The organism is Campylobacter sp. BCW_6468 (genome assembly GCF_001762865.1).
Classification (GTDB): domain Bacteria; phylum Campylobacterota; class Campylobacteria; order Campylobacterales; family Campylobacteraceae; genus Campylobacter_D; species Campylobacter_D jejuni.
Genome location: NZ_MJXQ01000028.1, coordinates 1 through 12,353, shown reverse-complemented (window position 1 = coordinate 12,353; position 12,353 = coordinate 1). Strand labels below are relative to the sequence as shown.

Sequence of the window (12,353 nt, the reverse complement as noted above, 5' to 3'; positions counted from 1 at the left end):
AATTTTTGATAGTCTTTAAAGATTTTCATATACCACATACACACTCGCAATTAATAAAAAGATATTACACACAAACCCTATAAGCCAACTTAATTTTTTGCGTTTTTCTCCTGTGCTATAACATTTAAATAAATAAGCTTGTAATAAACAAGGAAATATGATAAATGTGATTACTAAAAAAAACATAGTTGCAAAGGTTAAAAATTTAAAATAATTACGCACTCTATATTCTTGCGGTGATAATTTTTCAATTTCTGGAGGATCAAGTAATACAAGCGATCTAGAGGTTTCAAGATCATAAGTAAGATAAAATATGATAACAATAGCTGTAAAAAAGATAATAAAATATACTAAAAAATAAGATTTTACAAATTCTTTTATGTTAATCTTAATCCAATAATTTATAATAGAAAAGGCAATAAGCACAGATAAAGCTATAAGATAAAATTTTGTGATAACAGCAATGGATAGCAATGAACCTACAAAAATAGAAAGCGTAATACTATCTCCCATTTAAACTCCTGTATCATAAAGCACATTATAAGCTTTATCTTTAAAATCAAGCTTAGTGATAAAATCCTTACTATAAAGTCTAAAATCCAAACCATAAGGAGTGAATTTTTGATAGTCTTGATAATCTTGATTGTAAATATAATATTGTTTAGTTTTTGGAGATTGCAAGATGTCCTCAAAGGTTATTTCAATAAAAGTATCTTGTACTACATCACTATACCTATAAGTCCCCATTTGATATAAAGAACCTTCTATGCTAAAACTCTTTTCATTAAAATCCCAAGCTCCAACAGGTTGTCCTAGCTTGATAAAATTTCCCTTATCATCAAATTCATGTCCTTGATCTAAAAAATCAAAGCTATCATAAACATAAACAAGCATTTCATCAACGCGGTATAGCACTTTTTCTCTATCTCCTTGAATTTCTTTTTTAATGCTTAATTTTGAAGGAACAAAATTAAAAGAAAATTTACCACTACAAGCATAAAGAGATAGATCTTGCATGAGTTCATCATAAGTTTGCTCTAAAGTCTCATATGTATTATAAGTAAGTCCAAATGGCGATGTCGCAAAAATAAATTTATCAAGTCTAGCATAAGAAAAATCTACCTTAAATTTCTCTGCAATATTTATACCTAAATTTTGCCAAATTTGTCTGAAAAACTCATCATCACCCACACCTATATATTGACAATTTAAAGTATCAAGCTCATAGGGCTTACAGTCTAAAATGCGTTTATAATCTTTTGAAATTTCATCATTTTCTTTAATGATGAAATAAGATTCTTCATTTTTATCGCTTCGATTTTCTTTTATATCGATCGCAAAATCAAATTTATATTCTCCTTGAGGTAAATTTTTTAATATCAAAATATTATGAGTTTTTTGTAAGATTATTTCTATTTGCTTTGTAAAATTTTGAGTGTATATGTCTTCTTTTGTATGAAATTTTTTACTTAGTCTTTTTATTATAGGAAAATGAGAATAAAACTTATCCCAATCTAGCGTAGTGTAAAATTTAATAGAACGCCTTTCTTCTCTTACTTCATTTGTTTTATTATCTACATGGCGCGAAAAACGCTCTGAATTTTGCCTTAGTCTTTTCATCTCTTGGGTTTGTGTGTTGTTTGGATAAGGGGTGTAATGTAAAATAAGAGGTTCTATACCTTTACTTTGTAAGAAATTTTGTATTTCTTTTAGTCTTTGTTCTGCTTGGGGATTATTAGGCTTATTTTGTTTTACGGGGAGATGATAATTTTGTATTGTATCTATCTTAGGGCTATTTTGCCACAATACTTGAAGTTGATAGCTAATAGCCCAACCTAGTGTTGCTATTTCATTATTGCTTTTTTGATAGTATTTAAATTCATTATAACAACACTCTAATTCTGTAGGTAAAACTGTTTCATCATATTGTAAAGTGCTAAAATTTATATTATTAATATAAATTTGGCTCTTTAAAGTTTCTTCATTAATATGTCCTACTGGAACAATGTTTTCCCAAAAAAGTTCTTCATCCATTATTTCATCCTATTGTTTTTATATTTTAGAAATTCCTTAAGCATGTTCTCATTTAAATTTATAGAATACCTAGTCCAGCACATTCTAGCATATTTATAAAGTTTCATATATTTGGCTTGTTTTCATATATTATTTTATCCTTTATGATTTGCATTTGAATTCATTACTAGGAGAAAAATAATAACTAGGTGTATCTTGTTTTATAGTATTATCTTGATCTAATTCTCCAAAGTAAAAAGGATTGTTAGGAAGTTCATTTGATCCTGTAAGGAGGGTGGAGTTTAGGAAGATATAAGCTTGATAGTTTTGAAGTTCTTCAAAAGTAAAATCTGTCGTTGCTTCTAATTTATAAAGTTCATCATAAAGACTTTGACAATCAATTATGCTTTTATTTTCACAAAACAAATAAATACTTTTTTTATCTTTATGAATAGAATATAAAAAGTCTTTACCTATCATAATTTTCCTAAATAATACCTATTTTAGCTTTTCCATTAAAATACAAAGCTTGTGATATTTTACAAACTCCACCTAAATATTGCTCATCCCAAATTTGATCTTTTATTTTATAACTTTTTGAATTATATCTATATATTTTTGTTATATTATTAATATTTTCAAGACATTTCATATCTTTATAAACCACAATGAAAATTCTAAATTCCCCAATGGCAATTTTATGAGCTAAGTTTTCTTGATTATTAATAAAGGAACAATCTTTTCTGTATTTATTAAAATCATTTTTATCAAGAATTAAAATATATTTTTCTTTTTCTTGCGCCTTTAAAATAAAATCTATGATTTTTGTTTGACTAATGGTAGGAGCTTTATAGCTTGCATAATAATTATCTCCAAGCTCTTCTAAAATACCATTTGTTTCTTGCATTATAGTGGCTATTAATGAAAGAGAATACTCAAAGTGGTTAATCTTTTCTGGATGGTTTTTATTGAACCCAAAAGAGCTATTTTTATTAGTAGCATTATTTTTTAACACAAAAGTTTCTGTATATATTTGAATATTTTTCATAAAATGATTAAGATACTCTATACACTCACTAAAACTTTTATCTTTGACTTTGTTATGGTTAGCATCTAATTCTAAAAGATAGGAGTAGAAGTAAAGAGTTTGAGTTAGGGGGATTATGGAGTGAGAATCTTTACCCGTATAGATAGGCAGTCTATTGTGTGAGCCATATTGAGCAGAAGCGATGATATTTATACCACCGCTGTCATAGACACAATATACTTTTTGAGGATTTAAGACTTGCTCCATAATATTTTTATCTAATAATGCTGCCAAAGCCCGCATTAGCATATTATCAATCTCATCAATAGCAGGAGAATTAAAAGTATAGACTTGCGATGCCATAAATTTGATTGCATTAAATTGTGTATTTAAGCTCCTATCAATAGTATCGCAAAATTGCATTGCTATAACTGCTAAATATCCGCCTAAAGAATGCCCTATAAAAATAATATTATTTGAATCTACTTTGTTTAAAATAGGTGCTATGTCTAATAAAAATTGCTTTAAAGCATTAAGTTGAAAATCGCCCTTACCAAAGGTAAGCCCTATATCCGCCAAAGTATCCATACTCCAAAGTCCCTCTGTCCCCCTAAACCCTACTACAAACTTATCTTTTTCTTTATCATAAAACAAAGTAGCACTAAAGCCAGAAGCCGTATTTGGTTGGTGGAATTTAATCTCATATTTTTTAGCAAAGTTTTTAGCTTGAATCTCCCCAAATTCTCCATTAAGTGTCGGATATAGTGCAATGGAATCATCATAAATAAAATAATCTTTATATTTTTTAGATAAGGTCTTTGTATATTCTAAATTTTCTATATTGTCTTTATCTTTAGGGAATCTATTTTGCCCTATTTTATAACTATCCATTTCTCGCTCATCGTTATTGATATACATAAAGTTAAAATAACTTGCTTGGGCCAACTCGGCATAGTCTCTTAGATTGTTGATTAATTCTTTCATTTAGTCTCCTAAAGTTAATTTAGCACCAAAAACAGAGCAAATGCCAAAGGGTAATATAAAAACAATATTAAAAAATTCCTTAAATATTTTTTAATTCTTGTTATTCCAAAAAGCCATAGATTGGCTATCATTAGTGGAAAGACTATCCAACCAAGCATTATAAAAAACTCCTCAACCCTATTTGGATTATGTCCAACAATAGGAGATATAAACCAACCTACAACACATAATATAATCCAACAAATATAAAGTATTTTTAGAATCCGCATTCTGTTTCCCTAAACCACACCACGAAACCATCTTTGTGTGTATCATAGAACAAAGCAGCAGAAAAGCTTGACTCTGTATTTGTTTGATGGATTAATAAATCATATCTTTCAAAGAATTGTTTGGCTTGGAGTGGGGAGAATTCGCCATCAAATAAGGAATTATATTCCATATTGAGAATGTCGGTGTAGGTAGCTTTGGCATTTTGTACTTTTTCATCGCTTTTCTTTAAATCATTTATTTTTGCATATAAAGTTTTAAACTTATCTTTATCCTTTTCATCAAAGCTATATTGCTTGTCTATAAAGTCAAAATAACCATAACTAGCCCAAGCTAGTTCTGCATTGTCTCTAAGCTTTTTAATCTGTTCTTTATTGTTCATTTTATTTCCTTTTTAAAATAAGCAAAATTTTCATAATTTTCACGCCATTCAAGCTCATAAGAAGCAACACTCTTTGTTGTAAGATACTTCCTTCTATTATACCATTCTACATAGAAAAAAACTTTTTTTAATGGTAAAATTTCATTAGTAGTTTTATTTTTTTCTATGTCCAATCCTAGACTAAACGATAAACGCCCTTTGTCTCTATCTTCATTAAAACTATATAATTCTATATTTTCTCTTTGGATATATTGACTATTTGAAACATTGGCCATTCCTTTATTTCCCTGTAAAACTTCTTCAAAATTTGTGTTAAAATAAGCTAATAATTTATTATAGTATTCCTTGTCTATCTTACCACCATTAGACTGATATATTTTGGGTTCTAGCTTACACATCTCTTTAAATTCGTGATAACTCGGTTGTAGGCTATAAGGCACAAACCACCCCCAACCAAATATCATACTCCATATAATTATCAAAGAAAGTAGAATAAAACTTGATATTTTTAGAATCTTTTTAAGTCTTATCATTTATACACTCTCTTTAGATTCTATATTATTATAAGCAAGTTGTCTATAATATGGTGCAATATCTGCTAAGATAGGAATGGCATTAATATCAAGTGTCATCATTGTTGTATGAGTAGAAAGACTCATTGTTATCCCATAGTATTGACTTTGTTTTTCTTGGATTATCTTGTGTAATATCTCTCGTATCTTACTTTCTAAGAAAATATTATCTTTGCCTAAATCTCTTGCTCTATTTGCTATATTTTCTATTTCTTCTTTTATAAATCTTTCTTGTTGTTCTTTACTGTGAAATATAAAGAGTTTTACTATATAATCATAAGGAGGTGCTATCTTTCTAGCTCCAGGTGCATTATAAGTATATAAAGCTTTGATATTGTTTCTATTCCTATCATCACAGATACTTAAAGCAAAGAGTTGTGCTAGACAGCCTCCAAGAGAGTGTCCTGTAATAGTAAGAGAATCTTTTTCTTTGATTTGTGGATAATCTTTAATACAAGTTTCATAAAAGTTTAGCATATCATCATATTGGGCTTTAGGTATAGAGCCTATGGCTAAAGAAGCATCAGCTACAAACAAATCTTTGAAAGAACTCATTTCTGTTCCTCTAATGGCTAAAATATAATTGATATAGCCATATTCACTTGTATAGCTTTTTTCTTTAGTTTTACTATCAATTTGTTTTCTTTTTTCTCCAAATAAAGTAGCACTAAAGCCAGATCCCGTATTAGAGCAATGTTTTAACAAATCATAGCAAGAAAAGAATTGTTTAGCTTGGAGTGGGGAGAAGTCGCCATCGAGCTTGCCGATTTTAAATCCTCTTTCATCAATAATTTTAGAGTTTTTATAGGTAATATCTAAAACATTTTCAAAGGTAACAATTTTATCTTCATCTTTTATATCAAATTTATTATCAACATAATGAAAATATCCATAACTTGCCTGTGCAAGTTCTGCCATGTCCCTTAGTTTATTGATTTGTTGTTTATTATCCATATAATTCTCCTAATAAGCTTCTGCAATCTATTTCACCGTCAAGCTTTAATCTAAAATCCATATTACCCTCATTACCATAAATATTTGGTGCATAGTTTTTCCATATTGGTCTAAAATATATTTTATTAATATTTTTAAAAGTTAATGTTTTGTTATTTGGATTCTTATAATAAATATATATACCTAAATCTATTCTATTACTATAACCTATTTTTGCATAACCATTTTTTCCTATACTACCATCTAAACTCTTATCAAAAATAAGCTAAGATTCTATTATATTTTTCCTCACTTTTTGGATAATTATTTAATTTACATAACCTTCTAAATTCCCAATAGCTAGGATATAAAAAGGGGTATAAAATAATATAATTAAAATTATTGGTGATAATAGCACTAAAATCTTTTTATATTTTTTCATTCTATCACCTTGACTAGATGAAATCTTAGAAGATGAAGATAGAAAACAAGAGCTTTATGTTGGTAAATTTGTGGTGGTAAATGGGGTTAGTGAAAACAAAATAAAAGAAAATAAAGATGTAAATATAAATAATGGCACAAAATACACAAACACTACAAAAAGCAATAATATAAGTTCTAGTGAAAACAATACTCAAGAAAAAATCACTCATCTAAGCAATGATGGTCAAAATCTTTTAAAAAATATAGAGAAGCTAAGACTCAAACCTTATAATGATCAAAATGGAAAAGAAATTACTTCATATGTTAAAGGTGCAACTATCGGATATGGACATCTTATAGGGCAAAATGAATGGGATTTGTATAAAAATGGTATTACTTTACAAGAAGCGGATAAATTGTTTAAAAGCGATTTGTTACCCTTTGAAAATGCTGTAAAAAATTCAATAAACTCTTCCTTGGCACAGAATGAATTTGATGACTTGGTTATATTATGTTTTAATATAGGGATTGATAATTTTAAAAACTCTTTTGTTGCCAAAATCATCAATGCAGAGAAAACGGGTTACAAAACATTAAAGGAAGCTTGGATGGCGTGGAACAAAAGTCAAAATAAAGTAATGCAGGGACTAATTAATAGGAGAAATGCTGAATAAAGCTTTACACTCAAGGAGGTTATGAAAAATGGTAATTTTTAAAAATATATTATTGTTTTTATTTTTTAGTACTTATTTGTTAGCACAAGAGGATTTTACTCCACTAGAGCAATGTACCTATGAAAATGAAAAGTTTTGGATAAAAATTTTAAATCTATGTCCAGAGGGTAATATAACTTGTGATAAGGTTGTATATGTGGGTGTCAATAAAAATAATGGAAAATATATTGTCTTAAACGGTAAGTCTATTAGTGATGTAAATATGAATTTTAAAGGATATGTTTTTAAAAATGGTATTTATGAATACAATATTTTTAATAATTTTTTATATATTTCTAAAAACAAGCAGATTATACAAGAATATCGTCTGAAATTATGTGAAAAATAGACGCAACAAAGGCAGCAAGCAACAACAAATACCTAGAATATGTAAAAAGTTAAAAAGATGCAATAAGAATTACAAGAAGTTTTTAAAGTTATAAAAATCCTAATTAATGAAATCTTAGTTCCTAAATTTTACAACAAATACAAAGATTTAGAAGTAGAGATTGATGATAAGGGCAATGTGCTTAGATGGATAGGAGAGATTAATAGAGACAAAAAATATTAGCAAATAAAAAATGATATAATAATGCTTTATATAAGGAATCTTTTATGTTTATAAGTTCTAAAACAGAGTTAATTCAAACTATTAAAAATTTAACAATCAACAATAAAGAAGTTAAACAGATTGATTTTATTTATCCTAATTTTTCTATTTTACACGCTATATTAAAAAATATTGATTTTCATCAAAGAAAAATGCTATCTAAAAATCAAATATTGACTATGGAAATACTAGAAATTTTAAAACAAACTTGTGATAATCACAATAATATAGAAATAAATATCCATACCCTTAATGAGCTTGATGCTGGACAAAATGTAAATTTAAAAGATTTATCAAGCAGTGAAATTTGTACTAAAGTTTATTTAGAAGACTTAGAAGAAGAAATTCAAGACAAGAAACAAGATAAAGATTTGAATCTTTTTTATCATACAGATAAAAATAATCTTTGTATCGAATTTATCAATACTTTAAAAGAACTAGCTAAAGATTCTGAAGATATAACAACCTTAGACGAGTTAATCGAAAACATTGATCCTGATAATATAAACAGTGAGAAATTTGATGATTTTAAGAAAAAAGTTTTAGAAAAGATTGGAAATGTCATAGAATCGGATTTTTTCAAAAATAGCATAAGTCCCACTTTAAAAAATACTTATGAAAAATTTATCAATGAGTTGTTAGAACACATTAAAAAACTTGCCGAAGAAAAAGAATATGAAAAAATTAAAATCATACTAAGTGCTATAGCGGGTGTTGCAATAGCCACAGTGGTAGCTGTTCTTACAGGTGGGGCAGGATTAGCTATTTTGGCTGCTGGTTTATTTTCTTTAATGGGTTCTGCAAGCGAGTATTATGAATTTGCTCAAAGAGATTATGGCACACTTTTAACGCCTTTAGCCGCATTTTTAGCCACTAGATGTGCTATGTTTATTCATTATATTAATTCTCGCTTGTTATCTTGTGTTTTAATTATTGATAAAAAAGAAATTATTGATTTAAGTGGTTTTGGATTATATCTTGGAAGCGATGAAAGCAATATCGCTTCGAATTTGGCTTATAAAATCACTTTAAGCGAAGAAATAAAAAGCATTGAAAATATTTTTAGTGAAATCTTTTTAAACCCAGAACAAAAAGACAAGGGGTATAAAAATACACCCAATGATTCAAAATCGAGCAATTTACCCGCTTTCATTTCAACGCAAAAATTATCTAATTTGTATTTAAAAAACAATGCTATTTTAAAGAATTTGCAAGAAGATATTAAACAATTTATTTATTTTTCCTATATAGAAAGTCCAAATTTTAACTCAAGTAAACTAGCTGAATTTTTCGCACAAAAAAATCAAAATGCACAAATAGATTTAAATACAACTAAAATGAGTAAAAATTATTTGATTATTTCAAATATCCCCAATAAATACAATGCAGGACTTAGTGAAAGTTTAACTCAAGAAATCGCCAACTATAATATACAAGATAAATACAGAAGAATTAAAAAAAATATTGATACTTCAAAAAAAACTTATGACAGCACAAGAGATTATAGCGAATATAGCATAGAAATGCCACAAGATGAAAATGAACCTTATATTTTACAATTAAGCCCTTTTGTGAAAATATCCAAAGAAGCTTATGAGAATAGTAAAAAAGCTTATGAAGATATGCAAAAGGTTTATAAATATTTAACAAATTTTGTTGCTACACCGCAGAAGCTACCAGAATTCGCAAAAACAGCTAAAGAAAAATTAGCAATATCAGAAAATGAGCCAATGATAGAAATAGTAAAAAAGACGGAAAATTTACGACATTGCGAACGAATAAACATTTTAGCTTATATTGACTACAATAAAAAAATAAATGATAAAAAATGGCTTCCTTATTTTTATATCAAAAAATTCTTTAAACAAAACGAAGCCAAAGAATCCATCATAGAAAAAGAAAAGAAGATAGCTCATCAATATTTAACTTTTTTGAAAAAAGAGTTTTTTGAAAAATCGGATAAATCTTCATTTGGGAACTATTCTTTAATGGAATGTTTATTCATTTCATTTGTCTTGTATCAAGCTAAGCTTATTTTTCCAAATATCAATTTGGATTTGAAAAAATATGGAGGCAGTAATTTTGTATATATAAAATACTTAGATAAAACTTATGTTTTATGGACAGATGAATGTCCAATATATGTAAATAATGAGCCAACAAATATTACAGCATATGAAGTTGTATCGCAATTATTAAAAATACTTGACAAAAAAGATTATTCTTTTGTGGAAAATGATAGTTCGATAACTATAGATGATTTTTTTAATGAATTATCAAAAGATTTAGATACAACAAATACATTAGATAAAAAAATAATCAAATTAAAGCAAATGTATTATTTAGATGAACAAAAATGCATTAAAGAATTTATGAATTTAGACGAAGAAACGCAACGAGCTTTTGTTGCATGGATGGATATAGAGAAACAAATATCAGATTTATCAAAGCTTTTGGAACAGATGTATGGAAAAGAATATTTAAATAAGGCAAAAGAACAAAAAACAAGTGAAATATTTACTTATGCAATGTTAAAAATTTTATTAAGTGCTAGTCCTTTTATCAGCTTTACAGCTCAAATGTTGTGGGATTTTAATTTTTTAAAAACAATAGAATATGTTATTCAAGCTTGTATTAAAATAAACAAAGAAGGATTTAAAGAATTTTTTAAAGAACAGCTTGGTATTTTTGTACCTCCAAAAAAGAATAGTATATATCATATACACATAAAATCTAATTTAATAATAAAAGCACACTTGCAACAAATAGAAAAAGAATTAACTCATACTAAAATCCAAATGATTTTAACACAAGAGATAAAATCCAATTTAATAATACAAAAAAATACATCCGGTTTAAATCTATTTATCACAAAGATAAAAGAATACTTTAATGAAAAACAAATTAAGATTTATTGGAGTGATAAATATATGAAACAATTATTTGTATACTCTAATCAAGAAAGCAATATATCTAAAATTGCTCTTATGCATAGCATAGATATACAAACTCAAAAATATACTATTTATACTTATGCTAAGCTAAATAAACTTGACCTTGCTTCTATTGTGACTGGAGAATTTGTGGGTATTTTTTTAAATTATCTCTTTCCAACAAATTTTAAAGCCCTACAAGAACAATATGAAAGCATTGTTTATCAGCTTTACACCTTTAAAGATGATTCTCCTTTAGCAGTTATAAGAGATCATTTTATAACTTATCCTTTTGCAATCAATTCGAAATTCATTAGCTTTGATTTAAAGAAAATTTTTTATGGCATAGATCTTTGCACAGGAGTTTTTGACACTCATTTTTCCTTTCATTATGAAATAAAACCAAAGCTTGAAGAAAATAAAGAATTTCTTTTAAAAAGACTTTTGTCTTATTTGATTATTGATGAGAAAAGAAATGCAACTGCTTTAGAGGATATAAAAGAACAAAAATATATTATAGATGATTATACTTTTTATTTTAAAGAGTTAAAATCTTTAGAACTTAAAAAATGCACTATATATCAACTTCCTTGTAATCATCCTTTGTTTAAAGAGTTTAGAAATAAAGAAAAGCAAATTAGTGCTTTTAAAAAAGATGAAGATAGTCCTATTCATGCTTACAATGAAGCTTTACAAATTTTACAAGATTTTGCTAATGGAATTTACAATACAAGTAAAGATAAAACAGGAAGATATATAGAAGATAAAAATAAAACCAGAAGATTACTAGAAAAACTCAATATCATAGGACAAAACAATCTTAAGGCTATGTATATGGGGATAAATGGAAATGAAGAAAGCTTGAAAAACAAAGACAATGAAGAAGGAAACGAGGAGGATATAGAAAGTGTAACTAAAAACAAACAATCCCAAAAATTACCGCCTAATTTCATAGGCAGACTAGCCACTACTATAATCATAGAAGATGGTTTATATATGGGTTAAATTAAGAAAGGATAGATAATGAGTGAAACTTATGAGATTTATACACCCAATGGATTAGCATTAGATGTGGAAAAAGATACCAATAAAATACTCTTTAAAGAAAATGTTAAGCCCACAGGCAACTATACCGAAGAATATTCCAAAGCTTTGTTTGAAGCACACGACATTAAACGAAACTCCCCCTACAAAGACTATAAACCCCAATACCTAGATCCTAACTTTTATACAGGGCAAAAATCCACTCTAGTTGAATTTAAAGAATGGCAAAGTATATATTTAAAAGATCCTATCAAAGGAGCTATAGCTCCTTGGACTAAAGCAGAAAAAGCTTATTATCATTCTTTAAAAACCAAAAGAGAAAGATATAAATATTTAGCAATAAGAAGTGGATTAAGATCTGTGGTTATAGATATACCCTATGATGCTTATGCTAATGTAGATGAAAAAGGAAGATTGGTTAATGAAGATTATGCCTATATTTACGATGAAGT

The 12,353-nt window shown here is 27.3% G+C and carries 10 protein-coding genes and 1 pseudogene; 4 read left to right on the top strand and 7 right to left on the bottom strand.

All coding sequences use genetic code 11. The features are described from left to right. Positions 1 to 15: 15 nt before the first annotated feature. The 7 genes from AJ889_RS02700 to AJ889_RS02665 form a co-directional block, all read right to left on the bottom strand. Positions 16 to 513 carry a hypothetical protein gene (locus tag AJ889_RS02700; RefSeq protein WP_070293237.1) on the bottom strand — a complete coding sequence of 166 codons (498 nt, stop codon included), beginning with the start codon at positions 511 to 513 and terminating at the stop codon, positions 16 to 18. Next, positions 514 to 2,034 carry a DUF6402 family protein gene (locus AJ889_RS02695; RefSeq protein WP_020853146.1) on the bottom strand — a complete coding sequence of 507 codons (1,521 nt, stop codon included), beginning with the start codon at positions 2,032 to 2,034 and terminating at the stop codon, positions 514 to 516. A gap of 141 nt (positions 2,035 to 2,175) precedes the next feature. Beyond that, a complete protein-coding gene (locus AJ889_RS02690; RefSeq protein WP_070293235.1) occupies positions 2,176 to 2,493 on the bottom strand; it encodes a hypothetical protein in 318 nt (105 codons plus the stop codon). A gap of 7 nt (positions 2,494 to 2,500) precedes the next feature. Further along, positions 2,501 to 4,024, bottom strand: coding sequence for an Mbeg1-like protein (locus AJ889_RS09320; protein WP_042635853.1), 1,524 nt, complete (start codon positions 4,022 to 4,024; stop codon positions 2,501 to 2,503). A gap of 256 nt (positions 4,025 to 4,280) precedes the next feature. Continuing rightward, the gene (locus AJ889_RS02675) at positions 4,281 to 4,673 is read right to left on the bottom strand and encodes a hypothetical protein (protein WP_002902280.1); all 393 of its coding nucleotides are present in this window, start codon (positions 4,671 to 4,673) and stop codon (positions 4,281 to 4,283) included. Further along, positions 4,670 to 5,206: a hypothetical protein gene (locus tag AJ889_RS02670; protein ID WP_002902277.1), complete on the bottom strand. Its 537-nt coding sequence runs from the start codon at positions 5,204 to 5,206 to the stop codon at positions 4,670 to 4,672. Before AJ889_RS02670 ends, AJ889_RS02675 begins: the two co-directional genes overlap by 4 nt. Next, positions 5,207 to 6,199, bottom strand: a complete 993-nt coding sequence (locus AJ889_RS02665) for a lipase family protein (RefSeq protein WP_002902274.1) — start codon at positions 6,197 to 6,199, stop codon at positions 5,207 to 5,209. It lies immediately after the preceding gene. Positions 6,200 to 6,693: 494 nt separating this feature from the next. Here AJ889_RS02665 and AJ889_RS02660 point away from each other — a divergent pair, with 494 nt between their 5' ends. From AJ889_RS02660 to AJ889_RS02645, 4 genes and pseudogenes are all read left to right on the top strand, one after another. Further along, the gene (locus AJ889_RS02660; RefSeq protein ID WP_224362699.1) at positions 6,694 to 7,275 is read left to right on the top strand and encodes a lysozyme; all 582 of its coding nucleotides are present in this window, start codon (positions 6,694 to 6,696) and stop codon (positions 7,273 to 7,275) included. Between the two features lie 28 nt (positions 7,276 to 7,303). After that, complete coding sequence (locus AJ889_RS02655; protein WP_002779560.1) at positions 7,304 to 7,663, top strand: hypothetical protein; 360 nt, start codon at positions 7,304 to 7,306, stop codon at positions 7,661 to 7,663. A 266-nt stretch (positions 7,664 to 7,929) separates the two neighbouring features. Then, positions 7,930 to 11,862: a hypothetical protein gene (locus AJ889_RS02650; protein ID WP_070293166.1), complete on the top strand. Its 3,933-nt coding sequence runs from the start codon at positions 7,930 to 7,932 to the stop codon at positions 11,860 to 11,862. Between the two features lie 18 nt (positions 11,863 to 11,880). Next, positions 11,881 to 12,353, top strand: a pseudogene (locus tag AJ889_RS02645) (hypothetical protein); the annotation flags it as partial.

Bases quoted from the DNA above. Each gene is read 5' to 3' on its own strand.
- AJ889_RS02700 (WP_070293237.1), bottom strand. From the start codon at position 513: ATGGGAGATAGTATTACGCTTTCTATTTTTGTAGGTTCATTGCTATCC.
- AJ889_RS02695 (WP_020853146.1), bottom strand. From the start codon at position 2,034: ATGGATGAAGAACTTTTTTGGGAAAACATTGTTCCAGTAGGACATATT.
- AJ889_RS02690 (WP_070293235.1), bottom strand. From the start codon at position 2,493: ATGATAGGTAAAGACTTTTTATATTCTATTCATAAAGATAAAAAAAGT.
- AJ889_RS09320 (WP_042635853.1), bottom strand. From the start codon at position 4,024: ATGAAAGAATTAATCAACAATCTAAGAGACTATGCCGAGTTGGCCCAA.
- AJ889_RS02675 (WP_002902280.1), bottom strand. From the start codon at position 4,673: ATGAACAATAAAGAACAGATTAAAAAGCTTAGAGACAATGCAGAACTA.
- AJ889_RS02670 (WP_002902277.1), bottom strand. From the start codon at position 5,206: ATGATAAGACTTAAAAAGATTCTAAAAATATCAAGTTTTATTCTACTT.
- AJ889_RS02665 (WP_002902274.1), bottom strand. From the start codon at position 6,199: ATGGATAATAAACAACAAATCAATAAACTAAGGGACATGGCAGAACTT.
- AJ889_RS02655 (WP_002779560.1), top strand. From the start codon at position 7,304: ATGGTAATTTTTAAAAATATATTATTGTTTTTATTTTTTAGTACTTAT.
- AJ889_RS02650 (WP_070293166.1), top strand. From the start codon at position 7,930: ATGTTTATAAGTTCTAAAACAGAGTTAATTCAAACTATTAAAAATTTA.